The sequence below is a fragment of the Sphaerisporangium rubeum genome, assembly GCF_014207705.1.
In the GTDB taxonomy this organism is placed as follows: domain Bacteria; phylum Actinomycetota; class Actinomycetes; order Streptosporangiales; family Streptosporangiaceae; genus Sphaerisporangium; species Sphaerisporangium rubeum.
Map to the genome: position 1 here is coordinate 3,507,266 of NZ_JACHIU010000001.1, position 16,606 is coordinate 3,523,871.

16 protein-coding genes are annotated in these 16,606 nt (G+C 72.3%); 9 read left to right on the plus strand and 7 right to left on the minus strand.

Annotation, left to right across the window (positions count from 1 at the left end; genetic code table 11):
• Positions 1-8 precede the first annotated feature (8 nt).
• From BJ992_RS15120 to BJ992_RS15130, 3 genes are all read right to left on the minus strand, one after another.
• Positions 9-692, minus strand: a complete 684-nt coding sequence (locus BJ992_RS15120) for a response regulator (RefSeq protein ID WP_184981474.1) — start codon at positions 690-692, stop codon at positions 9-11.
• Between the two features lie 3 nt (positions 693-695).
• Complete coding sequence (locus BJ992_RS15125) at positions 696-1,895, minus strand: sensor histidine kinase (protein WP_184981476.1); 1,200 nt, start codon at positions 1,893-1,895, stop codon at positions 696-698.
• Positions 1,896-2,000: 105 nt separating this feature from the next.
• On the minus strand, positions 2,001-2,723 hold the full coding sequence (locus BJ992_RS15130) for a sensor histidine kinase (RefSeq protein ID WP_184981478.1): 723 nt from the start codon (positions 2,721-2,723) through the stop codon (positions 2,001-2,003).
• 163 nt (positions 2,724-2,886) lie between these two features.
• On the opposite strand from BJ992_RS15130, the gene BJ992_RS15135 reads away from it, so the two are divergent.
• Entirely contained in the window at positions 2,887-3,744 is an 858-nt protein-coding gene (locus tag BJ992_RS15135) for a helix-turn-helix transcriptional regulator (RefSeq protein ID WP_184981480.1), read from the plus strand.
• Here the strand turns inward: BJ992_RS15135 and BJ992_RS15140 are convergent.
• On the minus strand, positions 3,739-4,599 hold the full coding sequence (locus tag BJ992_RS15140; protein ID WP_184981482.1) for a RecB family exonuclease: 861 nt from the start codon (positions 4,597-4,599) through the stop codon (positions 3,739-3,741). The genes BJ992_RS15135 and BJ992_RS15140 overlap by 6 nt on opposite strands.
• A 105-nt stretch (positions 4,600-4,704) precedes the next feature.
• Between BJ992_RS15140 and BJ992_RS15145 the strand changes: the two genes are divergently transcribed.
• From BJ992_RS15145 to BJ992_RS15160, 4 genes are all read left to right on the plus strand, one after another.
• A complete protein-coding gene (locus BJ992_RS15145; protein WP_246496648.1) occupies positions 4,705-5,844 on the plus strand; it encodes a site-2 protease family protein in 1,140 nt (379 codons plus the stop codon).
• A 258-nt stretch (positions 5,845-6,102) separates the two neighbouring features.
• A complete protein-coding gene (locus BJ992_RS15150; RefSeq protein WP_184981484.1) occupies positions 6,103-7,638 on the plus strand; it encodes a hypothetical protein in 1,536 nt (511 codons plus the stop codon).
• Between the two features lie 10 nt (positions 7,639-7,648).
• Positions 7,649-8,068, plus strand: a complete 420-nt coding sequence (locus tag BJ992_RS15155) for a hypothetical protein (protein ID WP_184981486.1) — start codon at positions 7,649-7,651, stop codon at positions 8,066-8,068.
• The gene (locus BJ992_RS15160) at positions 8,065-9,660 is read left to right on the plus strand and encodes an FHA domain-containing protein (protein ID WP_184981488.1); all 1,596 of its coding nucleotides are present in this window, start codon (positions 8,065-8,067) and stop codon (positions 9,658-9,660) included. The genes BJ992_RS15155 and BJ992_RS15160 overlap by 4 nt, the downstream gene beginning before the upstream one ends.
• Positions 9,661-9,700: 40 nt before the next feature.
• Here BJ992_RS15160 and BJ992_RS15165 read toward each other — a convergent pair whose 3' ends face one another.
• Positions 9,701-11,683: a cation:proton antiporter domain-containing protein gene (locus BJ992_RS15165; protein ID WP_184981490.1), complete on the minus strand. Its 1,983-nt coding sequence runs from the start codon at positions 11,681-11,683 to the stop codon at positions 9,701-9,703.
• 90 nt (positions 11,684-11,773) lie between these two features.
• Between BJ992_RS15165 and BJ992_RS15170 the strand changes: the two genes are divergently transcribed.
• Positions 11,774-12,604, plus strand: a complete 831-nt coding sequence (locus BJ992_RS15170) for a protein kinase domain-containing protein (protein ID WP_343072669.1) — start codon at positions 11,774-11,776, stop codon at positions 12,602-12,604.
• Between the two features lie 113 nt (positions 12,605-12,717).
• Here the strand turns inward: BJ992_RS15170 and BJ992_RS15175 are convergent, their stop codons facing one another.
• Positions 12,718-13,398, minus strand: a complete 681-nt coding sequence (locus BJ992_RS15175; RefSeq protein ID WP_184981492.1) for a class II aldolase/adducin family protein — start codon at positions 13,396-13,398, stop codon at positions 12,718-12,720.
• Entirely contained in the window at positions 13,395-14,000 is a 606-nt protein-coding gene (locus BJ992_RS15180; RefSeq protein ID WP_184981494.1) for a TetR/AcrR family transcriptional regulator, read from the minus strand. Before BJ992_RS15180 ends, BJ992_RS15175 begins: the two co-directional genes overlap by 4 nt.
• Positions 14,001-14,087: 87 nt before the next feature.
• Here BJ992_RS15180 and BJ992_RS15185 point away from each other — a divergent pair, with 87 nt between their 5' ends.
• The 3 genes from BJ992_RS15185 (at position 14,088) to BJ992_RS15195 (ending at position 16,603) form a co-directional block, all read left to right on the plus strand.
• Entirely contained in the window at positions 14,088-15,005 is a 918-nt protein-coding gene (locus BJ992_RS15185) for a carbohydrate kinase family protein (protein WP_184981496.1), read from the plus strand.
• Between the two features lie 4 nt (positions 15,006-15,009).
• Positions 15,010-16,233, plus strand: coding sequence for an aminotransferase class III-fold pyridoxal phosphate-dependent enzyme (locus tag BJ992_RS15190; RefSeq protein ID WP_184981498.1), 1,224 nt, complete (start codon positions 15,010-15,012; stop codon positions 16,231-16,233).
• Positions 16,234-16,321: 88 nt separating this feature from the next.
• Entirely contained in the window at positions 16,322-16,603 is a 282-nt protein-coding gene (locus BJ992_RS15195; RefSeq protein WP_184981500.1) for a hypothetical protein, read from the plus strand.
• Positions 16,604-16,606 lie beyond the last annotated feature (3 nt).

Here is a 16,606-nt window from a genome sequence, read left to right on the forward strand (position 1 = left end):
CCGGTCGGTCAGGTGATGGCGCCGGGGGTGATGAGGCCGGTCTCGTAGGCGAGGACCACGGCCTGTACGCGGTCGCGGAGGTTGAGTTTGGTCAGGACGTTGCCGACGTGGGTCTTGACGGTGGTCTCGCTGACGACGAGTTCGGCCGCGATCTCGGCGTTGGACATGCCGCGTGCGATGAGGCGCAGGACTTCGAGTTCGCGTTCGGTGAGGCGGCCGACCCTGGCGGGGGTGGCCTGCTGGTGGGCCGAGGGGAGGCGGGCGGCGAACTTGTCGAGGAGGCGGCGGGTGACGCTCGGGGCGACGATGGCGTCGCCGGCGGCGACGACGCGGATGGCCTGCACGAGTTCGTCGGGAGGCACGTCCTTCAGCAGGAAGCCGCTGGCGCCGGCGCGCAGGGCCTCGACGATGTACTCGTCGAGGTCGAAGGTCGTCAGGACGAGCACTTTCGGCACGTGAGCGCCGGGGGTGGCGTCGCGGACGATGCGGCGGGTGGCGTCGATGCCGTCCACACCGGGCATGCGGATGTCCATCAGGACGACGTCGGGGAGCAGGGCCCTGGACTGGTCCATGGCGGTGGACCCGTTGCCTGCCTCGCCGACGACCGTGAGGTCGGGTTCGGCTTCCAGGATGAGGCGGAAACCGGTGCGCAGCAGCGGCTGGTCGTCCACCAGCAGCACCCTGATCGTCATGTGTCAGTCCTTGAGAGGGAAACGGGCACGGACCTCGAATCCGCCTCCCTGGCGCGGGCCGATTCGTAGGATTCCACCATAAAGGGCGACACGCTCGCGTATGCCGACCAAGCCATGACCAGGCCGGTCGCCGGGGCCGCGGGTGAACGCGCCGGGGCCGCCGCGGCCGTCGTCCTCCACGTGCACGGTCAGGCCGGACGGCTCGTGGCGTACCGTCACCCACGCGCGTGCGGCCGGCCCGGCGTGGCGCAGGCTGTTGGTCAGGGCCTCCTGCACCAGGCGGTACGCGGCCAGGTCGATGCCGGGAGGCAGCGGATGCCGGTCCCCCTCCACCCACAGCTGGGCCCGCAGGCCGGCCTCCCGCATCTGGTCGACCAGGCCAGGGAGGTCGACCATGCCGGGCTGCGGGGTCAGTTCACCGGTGTCGCCGTCGGTGCGCAGCACGCCGACGATGCCGCGCATCTCGCGCATCGCCGTCCGGCCCATCTCCTCGATCGCGACGAGCGCGTCCTTGGCGGCCTCGGGACGGGTGTCGAGCACCTTGCGCGCCGCGGCGGCCTGCACGGTCATCACGCTCACATGGTGCGCGACCACGTCGTGCAGTTCCCGCGCGATGCGCGACCGCTCCTCGGCGCGCGCGGCCCGCGTGTCGGCGTCCCTGGCCCGTTCGAGCCGCTCGGCCCGGTCCACCAGTTCGGCCAGGTACGCACGCCGCAGCCGCACCGATCGTCCGGTCACGGTGACGGCCACCGCCAGCACGAAGGCGAGCGCGTGCCGGGTCCAGTCCTCCATGTAGGGGGACACCCCGAGGGCCGTGGCGTACCCGAACAGGGCCACCCCCGCCGCCGCCAGGCTCAGCGCGAGGCCCCGGTAGGCCGCCACGGTGTACAGCAGGATCAGCGTCGCCAGCCCGGCGGCCCCGCCGTCGTAGTCCAGGACCGCGAGGGCCGCCTGGGGGACCGCGGCGGCGCACAGCAGCACGAACGGCCACACGCGCCGGCCGGCGACCGTCAGGCCGGTCAGCGCGATCAGCGCGATGTTCACGGCGTCCGGCGGCCGGTACCCCTCGGCACCGAGACCGTACCGCCGGGTGACGAGGACCAGTGCCGTCGAGATCACCGTCACGAGCGCCGCCAGGGCGGAGTCACCGATCAGGGGGTGAGCTCTCCACCAGGACCGCACTTCATGAGGGCTCGTACGCACCCTCTCAATTTAGGTCGCTCCCCCCGATACCCACCCTTCCACAGACGGATATGCCCCTCCTCCTCCCGGACGAGCCCACCCGCGTGACGCGACCCGGGAATGCGCTTACCCGGCGGGGAGCCGCAGGGTGAACGACGCCGTGCCGTGGACCTCCAGACGGCCGTCGTGGACACGGGCGAAGGCGTGCGCGACCGACAGGCCGAGGTGGCAGCCGTCGCCGGCGGTGTCCAGGCGGGTGAAGGCCTGCGCGCGTGCGGGAGATGTCCCGGCGGTCACCGTCAGGACGGCCGCCGGGCCGTCGCGGCGCACCTCGACCAGCACCGTCTCCTCGGAGCGGTTGCGCGCGCCGTCGAGCAGGGTGGCGAACACCTGACGCAGCTCTGCGGGGCAGGCGCCGGCCGTCACCCCCGGCACCAGCGCCAGGCGCACCCTGTCCCGGTCGGGCCGGCGGGAGATCTCCTGGCGGACCAGCCGGCCGAGGTCCACCTGCTCGCATGCCCCTTCGCTGGTCGTCTCGCCGATGCCCCGGAGCTCGGCCACGGCCTCCTCCAGGCGGTCCACGGCCCGCAGGGCCCGCTTGACCAGGTCGTACAGGTCGGTCTCGCCGGGGTGCAGCTCCGCTTCCTCAAGCTCGGCGCGCAGGCCCGCGAGCGGCGTGCGCAGCCGGTGCGCGGCGTCCGTGGCGAATCGCCGCCGTTCGTCGGACGGCGCGCATTCCTGCCCTTCCGCGGGCTGGGGTGCCGCCGCCAGGACATGTGCCTGGTCCACTGGCCGGGAAACGGCCGGGGGAGTACTCGGCGCATCGTGACGCGCGGTCACGGTGGTCATGGTGGCCGCTCCCTCGCTCGTCGTTTCGGGTATGACATCAAGGCAACCACCTCCCCGAGCCGTGGAAGAGGCTCTACCTCGCCCTGTTCGAGGGGGGACGGCGAGTACCACTTTTAACCGTCATGAGACCTACAGATAACCGCAAAAAGGGCATGTGGCCCTCATGACGGCTTCTGCCATCACACTTGGCGATTTCCTGCGATCCCGCCGTGCACGGCTGGCGCCGGAGCACACCCCCGTCCCGGTCGTCCCGGGACGGCGCCGGGTGCCTGGCCTGCGCCGCGAGGAACTGGCACGCCTGGCCGGGGTCAGCGTCGACTACTACACCCGCCTGGAGCAGGGCCGCTGCGGTAAGATCTCGCCGGTCGTGCTCGAGGCCATCGCCCGCGCGCTGCGCCTCGACCGCATCGAGCGTGAGCACATGCGCAACCTCGCCGAACCCCGGTACTCCGGGAAGACCCTCGCGCCGCAGCGGGTGCGGCCGGAGATCTGGCAGCTCCTCGGCATGCTGGACCGCGGGGGAGTGCCTGCCATGGTCCTCGGCCGCCGCACCGACCTGCTCGCCGTCAATCGCATGGCCCGCGCGCTCTACCATGACCTCGACCTCGTCGCACAGCCGGCGTTCGATCGGAACATCGCGCGAGCGGCGTTCCTCGACAACCGTCTGCGGGACATGGTCCCCGACTGGGAGGAGACGGCGGCCCGGATCGCCGCCGTCCTGCGGTTCGACGCGGGCCGCTACCCGGACGACCCGCTGATGCACCGGCTCGTCCACGACCTGCTGTCCGGCAGCCCGGAGTTCGCGCGCCTGTGGGCCAGGCACGACGTCAAGCAGCTCCTCGTGGGAGTCAAGCGCCACCGCCACCCGGTGGTAGGCACGGTGATCCTGACTTATCAGTCGATGATCCTGCCGGGAGACAGCGACCAGACCCTGCTGCTGTACAGCGTGGAAGCCGGCAGCCCGTCGGAGGCGGCCCTTCACACCCTCGCCGGCCGCATGAGCCCGGCCGGCGGGTCATAGCTCGTCGGTGGCGGCGCGGCGCGCACCCCGCACGGTGTCGCCGGGCCTGCGGTCGGGGACCGGCGGAGGAGTGCCGCCCCATTCGGGGCAGATGGCCTGGTGGTCGCACCAGTCGCACAGCCGGCTGCGGCGCGCGCGCCACTCGCGGCTGGTGAGCGACCGCTCGATGGCCTGCCACAGCGCCTGCACCTTGCGCTCGGTGGCCCGCAGGTCGGCCTCGTCGGGGGAGTAGCGCAGCACCTCGCCGTTGCCGAGGTACATCAACTGCAGGACGCGCGGGACCTTGCCGTGCAGCCGCCACAGCACCAGCGCGTAGAACTTCATCTGGAACAGGGCCTTGGCCTCGAACTCACGGCCCGGCGCGCTGCCGGTCTTGTAGTCGACCACCCGCACGTCACCCGACGGCGCGACGTCCAGCCGGTCGATGTACCCGCGCAGTTGCAGCCCGGAGTCGAGCACCGCCTCGACGTACACCTCACGCTGGGCCGGCTCCAGGCGCTGGGGGTCCTCCAGCGCGAAGTAACGCTCCACCATCTGGCGGGCCTGCGCCAGCCATCGCTCGCGGTCGTCGTCACCGGCGAACAACGAGGCGTACTCGGGGGTCTCGCCGAGCAAGCGCGACCACTGCGGGTCGAGCAGGGCCTGCGCCGCCGCCACGGTGCGCTCGGCCGGCGGCAGATCGTACAGCCGCTCCAGCACCGCGTGCACCAGGGTGCCGCGCACGGCGGCGGGGGAGGGCTTCTCCGGGAGGCGGTCGATCACCCGGAAGCGGTAGAGCAGAGGGCACGTCATGTAGTCGCCGGCCCGGGAGGGGGACAGGCTGCCGACGATCGCCGGCGGCTCCGTGATGCTCATCCCCGAAACTTTAGGGCAGTGCGCCGACACTTCGCCTCGGTCCCGGACCGCTGATCACGGGCTTCCAGCGCGTAGCATCGAGCACAAGGAGGAACACACACCATCATGAGCACCCAGAGCCCGCAACGGCCGGAGTCCCCGGGGCTGCGCATGGGGCGGCCGTTCGGCATCCCCGTCTACGTCTCACCCACCTGGCTGATCGTCGCGGCGTTCATCACGTACACCTTCCAGCCCATGGTGGCCATGGAGCTGCCTGACCGGGACACCCTGGTCACCTACCTCGTGGCCTTCGTGTTCGCCGTCTTCCTGTACGTCTCGGTGCTGCTGCACGAGCTGGCGCACTGCGTGGTGGCGCGCTACTTCGGGCTGCCGGTGAAGCGCATCACGCTGTACCTGCTGGGTGGCGTCTCCGAGATCGAGCGTGAGCCCGAGACGCCGGCGCGGGAGTTCTCCGTGGCGTTCGCGGGGCCGCTGCTGTCCCTCGGGCTCGCCGCCGTGGGCTTCTTCGCCAGCGACCTGTTCCCCGTGGGGACCATCCCGCACGTGCTGGTGTGGCAGCTGTGGATCTCCAACCTGATCGTCGGGGTGTTCAACATGCTGCCGGGCCTCCCGCTGGACGGCGGCCGCATGCTGCGCGCCGGGGTGTGGAAGCTCACTCGCGACAGCGGCAAGGGCACGCTGGCCGCCGCGTGGTTCGGCCGCGGCCTCGCCGTCGTCCTGGTCCTGTACGCGCTCGCCGCGCCGGCCATGACCGGCCAGGGCACGAGCTGGAGTCTGCTGCTGTGGTCGGTGCTGCTGGCGTCCTTCATCTGGATCGGCGCCAGCCAGTCGCTGCGGGTGGCCCGGGTGCGTGCGCGCATGCCGCAGCTCCAGGCCCGCGCGCTGGCGAGGCGCGCCATCCCCGTGACCCCCGAGGTGCCGCTGGCCGAGGCGCTGCGCCGCAGGGAGCAGGCCCAGGCGGGTGCCATGGTGGTGGTCGACCACGAGGGCGACCCCATCGCCATCGTCAACGAGGCCGCGGTGACGGCGACCCCCGAGCAGCGGCGGCCCTGGGTGACCGTCGGGTCGCTGGCCCGCACCCTGGAGCCCTCCCTGGTGCTCCCCGCCGACCTGTCCGGTGAGGCCCTGATCGACGCCATGCGAGGCGCACCGTCGGGGGAGTACCTCCTCGTGGAGCGCGACGGCGGCGGCGTCTACGGCGTGCTGGTCACCGCGGACGTCAACCGGGTGTTCAGCGGCGTCTGAGCCCGATCGTCCCGGCCGATCGTCCCGGCCGGCCGGCCGCACGGCTCCGGCGGCGGCCGTATGTCACGGATCCGTAATGGCCGGGACCGGCGACTCGGCCAACTCACCGGCCGGATCAGGCGTCTGATCAGTGGCACATGCGCCGGGGGCGGGACGCGGGGGAGAGTTCGGGCTCTTTGTCCCACTCGTCAGCGGCGCGTGCCGAGACTACTGTTCCGATCACGCCGATCACGGCTTCGCAGAGTAGGAACGTTCGCATTGGCCACGCCACAAACACCCCCGGCGCACGGCGACCTGACGCCGGAGCTGCTGGCCGCCCCGCAGTGGACCGACCAGATGGTCGCCGCGGCCGGAATCCCGATCTACGACATCCCCTTCCTGACCATCGGCGGGGGCATCGGATCGTTCGTCACGCTGGACTACCTGAGGATCTACGGGGTACCGACCTCGCAGATGCGGGTCGTCTCCAACATCGACCACCCCTGGCAGACCTACGAGTTCCTCACGAGGTGCTCGCAGATCCCGAGACATGAGCGCATCCGCTCCGACTCCGCCTCCAGGCCCGACAACCTCTGGGGCTTCCCGTCGTACGGGCTGGAGGAGGCCTGGCGGGAGAAGAAGATCTCCTACCTCTGGCAGCTGCTCACCGAGCCCATACTCAACGACTACTGGACGCCACGGGCCGGCACGGTGTTCCAGAACCTCGAACGTGAGGCACGGCGCATCAACTACTGGGACATGCTGGTCAAGGGTCAGGTCCGCATGGTGCGCCGCAGGCAAGGTGGCGGCTACTTCACGGTGGTGACGCCGCCGGAAGGCGCGGCGGCCACCAAGCGCATCGTGTTCCGTTCGCGCTTCACGCACATCGCCATCGGCTACCCCGGCCTTAAGTTCCTGCCCGACCTGCAGGAGTTCCGCCAGAAGTACGGCGACTACCAGCACGTCGTCAACGCCTACGAGCCGCACGAGCAGGTCTACGAGTTCCTGAAGACCCGGCCGGGCACCGTCGTGATCCGCGGCGGCGGCATCGTCGCGTCCCGGGTCCTGCAGCGGCTCTTCGACGACCGTGAGCGGTTCGGCCTGCGGACGCAGATCATCCACATCTTCCGCACGTTCGTCAGCGGGTCGCACGGCCCGCACATCTGGATGCGGCGCCGCGGCGGCGACGGCTGGGCCTACCAGGGCTTCAACTACCCCAAGTCGGTGTGGGGAGGGCAGCTCAAGGCCGAGATGCGCCGGCTGGAGGGCGCCGACCGCGCCAAGAAATACAAGGAGATGGGGGGCACCAACACCCCCAGGCGGCGGCGCTGGCAGGAGCAGATGCGCGCCGGCCGCGGCGGCGGCTATTACCACGCCGTGCAGGGTGTCGTGGAGAAGGTCGAGCCCACCGCGGACGGCAAGCTGCTGAGCCATGTGCGCAGCGGCGACGGCACCATCCGTGAGCCGGTGTCGGACTACATCATCGACTGCACGGGCCTTGAGGCCGACATCGCCGAGCACCGGATCTTCGACGATCTGCTGAAGCACGGCGGCGCCTACCGCAACCCGGTGGGCCGGCTGGAGGTCGAGCGGCACTTCGAGATCAAGGGAACGGCCAGCGGCGACGGAGCGCTGTACGCGTCGGGCTCGGCCACGCTCGGCGGCTACTTCCCCGGTGTGGACACCTTCCTCGGCCTGCAGATCGCCGCGCAGGAGATCGCCGACGACCTGGCGAGGCGCGGCTTCTGCCGGGCCATGGGGCCGGCGCGCTCCACGTCCCAGTGGCTCAAGTGGGCTCGCAACAAGCCCGTCTAAGGAGACGACCGTGGTCCCGACCCTGTTCGGCCGCATCCAGACGCGGCTTTTCCTGCTCGCCACCGTCGGCGTGCTGGTCACCCTGATCATCGTTCCGCTGCTCGGCGCGGACCTCGGCACGGGCCTGCTGGTCGTGCTGCTGGTCGGCGTGCTCGGCGTGGGGTGGGAGTTCCTCTATCACTTCCTCATGCAGTTCCGGTGGGAGAAGGACTGGCCGACGTCGTTCGGATTGCTGACGCTTGTGCCGGAAGGACTTCTGCTGTTCTTTTTGCTACGGTCCGGTGCCATCGGCATCATCGATCCGGCCCCGCCCGCCTCCGTGTTCTGGACACAGTTCATCCTGGTCTGGATCGCCGTGTGGCTCGTGGCCAACGGCCCCATGCGGGTGCCGTTCATCCGGTGGCGGTTCCGTGGAGGGAGAGTTCTGTGACGGAGCAAGGCGTGGGTGTGGTGCGTCCGCTACCCGGCGACGGGCTGATCGCCCATGTGGGCGGCCTGCTGCTGGTGTGCGACGCGGCCGGAGCCGTCGCCGAGGAGTTGGTCGCCGCGGTCGAGGAGACCGCGGCGACAGGTGGGGACGGCCGGGCACTGGCCCGCCGCGCCGCACAGGTCCTCGCGCGGTCGATGACGGCCGAGCCGATCGCCTGCGCCTTGGCCGGCCGCGTCGGTGACGGCGTGGCCGTGCTGGTCAGCGGGGCCGCGCAGGCCATGGCGGCCGGGCCTGGCGGGGAGTTGCGCCTCGACGGCACCGACGCGCTGACCTGGACCGACCGCATGGTGCGCGGCCCGGTGTCACGGGTGGAGCTGCGCCTGCCAGGCGCGGGACAGCCGTTCCCCCGCGCGCGCCTCGACGCCGGCGTGGTGTCCGGCGGCGGCGTCGTGTGCGACTACGACGCCTCAGGCGCCCCGATGTCCGCCGGCCCGGCGCACGCCACCCGCGCCGCCGGGCCCGCGCCGCACCACCAGTCCGGCCCCCCGCCGCACCAGGCGGGGCCGCCGCAGCACCAGGCCGGGCCGCCGCAGCAAGGCCCGGGTCCCGCTCCGGTCCACGCTCCTCAGGGCCACCCAGGCATGGGTTCCGCTCCGGTACCGGCGCCGCACCCCGGCGCCGGCCACGGTCCGGGGCCGGCGCCGCACGGCGGACCCGGCACCGGGCCGCAGGGCCCCGGCCCCGCGCCGTACCCCTCGGGGCCGCAGGGTCCCGCGCCTTACACCTCGGGTCCCCAGCCGGTCGGACCCCCCTCCGGCCACATGGCGCCGCCGGACTACGAGCCGCGGCCCGCACCCGACCCGCGTCCCGCCGAACCCTCCGGCCACCAGGCACCCGCCTCCGGACCCATGGCGCCGCCGGAGTACGACCACGGCCCCGTGCACACCGACCCCGGAGGGACGCCGGCCTCCGGCGGCGCCGGAGGTCAGGGCGACCGGCAGGGGGAACAGCCTCCCTTCGAGTCGTTCCTGCTCATCGACCAGCCCGGCGACGACGGCGAGCCCGAGTCGATCCTGGAGCCCACCGAGCTCGGCCAGGCACCCGAGCCGCCGAGCCGTCCCATGGTGTACGGCGTCGACTGCAAGAACGACCACTTCAACGACCCCCGGGTGCCGTACTGCGCCGTCTGCGGCATCGCCTTGGTGCAGCGCACCCTGGTGCCGTACAAGGGGGAGCGGCCGCCGCTCGGTGTGCTGCTCCTCGACGACGGCATGACACTGAACCTGGAGACCGACTACCTGCTCGGCCGTGACCCCGAGCGCGCACCCGAGGTGACCTCGGGCGAGGCCCGGCCCGCCAGGGTCACCAGCCCCGACGGGTCGGTGTCCCGCCGCCACCTCCGGGTCCGCCTGGACGGCTGGGACGTCAACCTGATCGACCTCGGTTCGGTCAACGGCACCCAGGTGCAGCCCCCCGGCGACCCGAACTTCTACGACATCCCCGCCAACGAGCCGGTGCCGGTCCTGCCCGGCACCACGGTCCGCATCGGCGTGTCACGCACCATGCGGTACGAGTCCCACCGCAACGCCTGACCGGTTAGGGGCGTCCGGTCCGCCGGACGCCCCTGAGCCGTCAGGAGGTCCGCTCGCGGGCAGGGACGGCGGACTCCCAGTCGACCGGGTCGGCGTCCTGCTCGGCCCGCACCAGCAGGTGCGCGCCGGCCGGCGCCGTTCCGTCGTCGGGGGCCACCAGCAGCGCGTCCGCCGGGGCCTCGACCGCCGAGGTGACGTCCACGCCGAGCTTCGACAGCCGCTGCGCCAAGGACAACCCGCGGCCCCGGCTGAGCACCACGAGCGGACGGCCGGTGGCGAGGGCCAGTTGCAGGGCCACGTGCGCCGCCGCGTCACCCGGGCCGTTCAGCACCGCGACCGGCCCCGCGCCGTCCAGCGCCTCGTACGCGCCGGGCCGTACCGTGATCACCCGGCCGGTGGCGTCGCCGAGCAGGGACTCGCGTCCGGGTGCGTCCTCGGGGACCAGCACCAGGGCGGGGCTCGCGCTCTCCACCATGCCGGGGAGCTCGGCGGGGACGTCCGCGGAGAACCGGGTCACCACCCGGGCCTCGACACCCCGCTCACGCACCTTGGCGGCCATCACCTCCAGGCCGCCGAGCGCCTCGGTCATCTCGGTCAGCTCCGACCACAGCCCGATGCCGACCTCCAGGCGTCCCTGCGGGTACGGCCGCAGGTGGCCGAGCACGACCTCCGACGGCGCGCGCGCCGCCGCCAGCGCCGCCGCCAGCCCCGCGAGCGGCGCGGAGGCGGCCGGTTCTCCCGGCACCACGGTGAGCACCCGGTACGAGTCGGGGGTGCCGAGCGCGACACGCTCGGCGTCGGCGATGTCCCTGGCGATGCGCCGGTCGGGGTAGACCCACTTCAGCAGCGGCGCGGTCAGCGCCGTGGTGAGCAGCGCCATCAGCACCATCAGTGAGAACAGCTCGGGACTCAGCACACCCTTCTGCAGACCGACGGTCAAGATGACGATCTCGGTCAGCCCGCGGGTGTTCAGCAGCACCGCCAGCGCGGACGCCTGCCGTCCCGGCACGCGCTGCAGCCGCGCGCCGAGGTAGGACCCGGCGAGCTTGCCGCCGATCGCGACGGCGAGGATGGCGAGCAGCACCCACAGGCTGGACACGGTCAGCGTGCGCAGGTTGACGTTCATGCCGGACACCACGAAGAACATCGGCAGCAGCAGCAGGACCGCGAGCTGCTCCAGCCGTTCCAGGATCTGGTGGTTCAGGTGGTCGGCGCCTTCCCTCGGCATCACGGCGCCGAACAGGAACGCGCCGAAGATGAAGTGGACATGCATCCACTCGGTGACCCACGCCGAGGCGAACAACCCGATCAGCACCACCGACAGCAGACCGGGGGTGAGCCTCCCGGCCCGCTCGAAGGCCGGCACGAGCCGCGCCAGCAGCGGCCGTACCACCAGGAACATCACCGCCGCGTACGGCACCGCCAGCAGCACCTGCCACTGCGAGGTGCTCTCCCCGGCACCCGCGATGGCCACCACCACGGCCAGCACCGTCCACGCCAGCACGTCGATCACCGCGGCGGAGGCCAGCGCCAAGCCCCCCAAGGTGGTGCGGTGCAGCTTCCTGTCGGTGAGGATGCGCGCCAGCACCGGGAACGCGGTGGCCGCCATGGCGGCGCCGAGGAACAGCACGAACGGCAGGGACTTGCCCTCCTCGGCGTGGTCACCCACCAGGAACAGCGCCAGCACCACACCGAGCACGAACGGCACCCCGCTGGACCCGAGCGCGATGGACGCCGCCGCCTTGCCCTTGCCGCGCACGAGCTTCTGGTCCAGCTCCAGACCCACCACGAACATGAACAGCACAAGGCCCACGTCGGCCAGTGCCGACAACGCCGGCCGGATGTCCGGCCCGAACAACTCGCCGCCGAGCCACGGCCCGAGGAGGGTCGGGCCGAGCAGGATGCCGGCGACGATCTCGCCGATCACGGGGGGCTGCCCCACCTTGCGCGCCAGGAACCCGAGCAGGCGGGCCGCCCCCAGCACGATGACAAGGTCGAGAAGCAGTACATCGACACGCAGCATCGGACATCGTCCCGTTGGTGAGGAAAGTTAGATCACGACCCCCGATAATGGTCAACGCGACGTTATCGCGACCAAGGCGGGCGGCGCGACGTGACCGGCGGACGGGGCCGCCACGAGGAGGGGAACACACAGGTGGACGGCATCGCCGACTACGAGTTCGTCCGGCCGCTCGGCGCCGGGAACCATGGGGACTTCTTCCTGGCGCGCCGGCCCGCGCGCCTGCCGGTGCCGGCCGACCACGTGGTGGTCAAGGTCGTCGGCGGCACCGGGGAGGACGCGTTCCGGCGCGCCACACGCGAGTTGAAGGCGTTCGCGCGGGTGCGCTCACCGTTCCTCGTGACGCTGTACGACGCGGGCCAGCAGGGCGGGGTGTTCTACTACTCGATGGAGTACATCCCCGGCGGCCCCCTGTCGGACCCCGCCGAGCAGCCGACCAGGCGGCACGTGATGCGCGCCGTCGCCTGTGCCGCGCGCGCCGCGCAGGCCCTCCACGAGGAGGGCATCGTGCACCGTGACATCAGCCCCGGCAACGTCCTGCTCACCGAGGACGGCGGCAAGCTCGCCGACCTCGGCCTGTCGCAGGTCCTCACCCCCGGCGCCACCGTCACCGGCATGGGCGGCCTGGCCTCCGCCGAGTTCACCGACCCCGCCATCCTCCAGGGTGAGAAGCCGTCCCCCGCCGGCGACGTCTGGTCCCTCGCCGCCACCCTCCACTGGTCCCTCACCGGCGAGGGCCTCTACGGCCCTCTCCCCGCCACCGACCCCCTCCTCACCCTCCGCAAGATCTACAGCACCGCCCCGTCCCTCAACCCCGACCTCCCCGACGACCTGACCACCCTCCTCACCACCTGCCTCTCCCCACCCCCCACCCGCCCCACCGCCCACACCCTGGCCAACGACCTCTACCGCCTCTCCACCTGACCACCCCACCCGTCGTGGCCACCAGCGCTCGACGTCGACCCGTCTTTCCGGCGCCGGCGCGGGGGACGCCGTACGGTGAAGCCGGCGCCGTCGTGCGGTGCGGAACCGGGAGGCTATCCGCGGCTCTCAGGAGGCGGGGACGAGGTGAGACCCCAGCGGGTGCCTGTCTCGTGGCCCTGGAGTGCGCGGCCGATGACGGCGACGAGTTCGTCCTCGGACAGGACGCGGGGTTCGCCGATGGTCTTGGCCTGGACGTACACCTGGCACAGCCACTCCAGGAGGCGTGCGCCGGCGAGGGCCTCCGCCAGGCCGGGGCCGATGGCGACGGCGCCATGGTTCTGCATCAGGGCGGCCTGGCGGCCCTCCAGGGCGGCGATCACATGAGCGGCGAGTTCGGGGGTGCCGTAGGTGGCGTACGGGGCCACGCGGACCACGCCGCCCAGGAGCAGCGCGTTGTAGTGGACGGGGGGGAGTTCGGTGTGGGTGGCGGAGACGACCACGGCGTACGACGAGTGGGTGTGCACGACGGCCTGAGCGGGGGTGCTCCGGTAGATCGCCAGGTGCATGGGGGTCTCCGAGGAGGGGGCCCGGGAGGGTTCCACGGTCTCGCCGGAGAGGTCCAGCACGGGGCAGTCGGCCGGAGTCAGTTCGTCCAGCGCGACCCCGCCGGGGGACACGGCCACCAGGTCGCCGGACCGGATGCTGAGGTTTCCGGCCGTGCCGAGGACCAGGCCGGTCTCGACCATCCGGCGGCCGGTGGCGCACAGCGCGGCGCGTTCCTCGGCGAGTCTCATCGCGGTCCTTCCCGGGATCCGAGCCGGTCGAGCTCGGCCGTCATCAGCCGGGCCAGTGTCTCAGGCGGCAGGCGGTCGGGGTACAGCAGGCGGTGCAGGCTGAGACCGTCCACCAGGGCCAGCAGGCGCTCGGTGACGTCGTCGAGGTCCTCGTGCACGGCGATCTCGCCGGCCGAGGCGGCGGCGCCGAGGAGCGACCGCACCAGGTGACGCAGTTCGGCGGCCTCCTCGCGCTGGACGTCGAGGAGGGTGCCGCCGGCGAGGCTGCGGCCCCAGAAACCGACCTCCAGTGCGGTCTCCCCGGCGCGCTCGGCGTCGAGCGGGAGGTTGTCCATGAGAAGTTCGCGCAGGGCCGCGAGGCCGGTACGGCCGGAGAGTTTGTCCTTCAGGCGGGTCACGATGCGCCGGTGCGAGGTGCGCAGGGCCGCGAGCAGGATGTCGTCCTTGTCGGCGAAGTAGTGGGTCAGGACTCCGTTGGAGTAGCCGGCCTCCTTGGCGATGGCCCGGGTGGTGGCGCCTTCGATGCCGTCGCGCAGGATCACCCGGCGTGCGGCGGCCACCACCTCGGCGCGCCGCTCCTCATGGTCGACGATCTTCGGCATCCACCCTCCTCGTCAGAAGGCTTGACATTTTAGTCGGTCGCCCGTCTATTATCCGGCCACTTCCTCCGAACGTGAAGGGTCGCCGCAATGTCCGTCGTCACCGTCGGCGCTCACATCGTCGACGTCCTGGCCAGGCCCGTGGAGTCCATCCCGGCGGGCCAGGACACCCACCTGCTGGAGCAGATCAGGGTCACCGCGGCAGGCGCGGCGGCGGCCACCGCCGTGGACCTCGCCAAGCTCGGCGTCCCGGTCGCCTCCGTCGGCGCCGTCGGCGACGACGAGCTCGGCGACCTGCTCGTCATGGTCATGGGACGGCACGGCGTGGACGCCGGCGGCGTCGTGCGCAAGGCCGGCGAGCAGACGGCCGCGTCCATCCTGCCGATCCGGCCGGACGGCGGCCGGCCGTCGTTCCACGTGCCGGGGGCCAACCTCGGACTGTCCACGGCCGACGTGGACCCGGCGGTGATCATCGGCGCGCGGGTCGTGCATCTCGGTGGCATGGACGTGACCTGGGGGCTGCACGACCCGGTCTTCCACGAGACGCTGCGCGCCGCGCGCGCGGGAGGCACCGTGGTCACGCTCGACCTGCTGTCCAACATGCCGGAGCTGATGCCGGGGGCCCGCGCCTTCCTGCCGTACGCCGACCACTTCCTGCCGAACGAGGAGCAGGCCCTGCTGATGACCGGCGCCGCCGACCCCGAGGCGGCGGCCGTCGCGCTGCTCGCCGAGGGCCTCACCTCGGTGGTCGTCACCCTCGGCGGCGACGGCAGCCTGGTCGCCACCGCGGACGGCGTCACGCGGGTCCCCGCGCTGGACGTGCCGGTCGTGGACACCACCGGCTGCGGCGACGCGTACTGCGCCGGGTTCATCGCCGGGCTGCTGGACGGCAGGGACGTGCTCGCCGCCGCTCGCCTCGGCACCGCCGTCGCGGCCCGCGTGGCCGGAGGGCTCGGCTCCGACGCCGGGCTGGACGGCCTGACCATCGGCTCGTTCGAAAGGATCTGATCTGATGTCCGACGACGCATCCCTGCGGGAGCGGGCCGCCAAGGTCGTGCCGGGTGGCATGTACGGCCATCTCAACGCCGCGATCTTCGCCCCCGGCTACCCCCAGTTCTTCGTGCGCGGCGACGGCTGCCGCCAGTGGGACGCCGACGGCCGCGAGTACGTCGACCTGATGTGCAGCTGGGGCCCGGTCGTCCTCGGCCACCGGCACCCCGCGGTCGAGGCGGCCGCCGCCGCGCAGCGGGCCGACGGCGACTGCCTCAACGGTCCTGGCCCCGTCATGGTGGAACTCGCCGAACTGATGGTCGACATGATCCCCTCGGCCGACTGGGTGATGTTCTCCAAGAACGGCACCGACGCCACGACCCAGGCCCTGATGGTGGCCCGCGCCGCCACCGGCCGCGCCACGGTGCTCGTCGCGCACGGCGCCTACCACGGCGCCGACCCCTGGTGCACGCCGAGCCCCGCCGGCACCACGGCGAGCGACCGCGCCGACCTGGTCGAGTTCACCTACAACGACCTGGCGAGCGCCGAGGCCGCCGCCGCGCAGGCCGGCGACGACGTCGCCGCGATCATCGTCACCCCGTTCAAGCACGACTCGTTCGAGGACCAGGAGCCCGCCGACCCCGCGTTCGCCCGCGGCCTGCGCGCGCTCGCCGACCGGCTCGGCGCGGCGCTCGTCATCGACGACGTGCGGGCCGGGTTCCGCCTGGACCTGCGCGGCTCGTGGGAGTCGCTCGGCGTGCGTCCGGACCTGACGGCGTGGAGCAAGGCCATGGCCAACGGCTACGCCATCGCGGCCGTCACCGGCGCCGACGCGCTGCGCGGCCCCGCGCAGACGCTGTACTCCACCGGCTCGTTCTGGTTCTCCGCCGTCCCTATGGCCGCCGCCAAGGCCACCATCGAGACGCTGCGCGACATCGACGGCCCCGCGCTCATGGAACGCGCCGGGACCCGCCTGCGTGACGGGCTCGCCGCACAGGCCGCCGCGCACGGCTTCACGGTCGCGCAGACCGGCCCCGTGCAGATCCCGTGGCTGTCGTTCGCCGGAGACGCCACCCTGGAGAAGGCGATGTACTGGTCCGAGCAGTGCCTCGCGGAAGGCGTGTACCTGCATCCCTGGCACAACTGGTTCCTGTCGGCCGCGCACACCGACGCCGACATCGACCGCGCGCTCCAGGGCACCGACGCCGCCTTCGCGCGTCTGCGCGCCAAGTTCGCGGGCGACTGACGTATCACCGGCGCCTGTTCGCGCTCTTGTTCGGCGAGACGCGCCACGGCACCCCCGCCGGGGCCCGTCCGCCGAAGGGGCGAAGACCATGGAATCGCAGGAGTCACGGCCGTACGCGCGGCAGGACCGGCGTGTGCCGGAGGGATACACCTGTCCCGGATGCGGCGCGGTGGCGCGCCTGGACACCGTGGGCCGCGCGATCGGCCGTGGGCCGCGCGGCGCGCCGTCGTGGGAGATGTGGCTGCGTGCGCGCGGTGACGAGTTCACCGCGAAGGTCCGCGTGGGTCCCCGCGTCACCGAACGCAGCGGCACCGGTGACGTCGACATCGCCGCCATGCTGTCCGACGCCTGGCGCGCCGCGGTCGCCTGACGG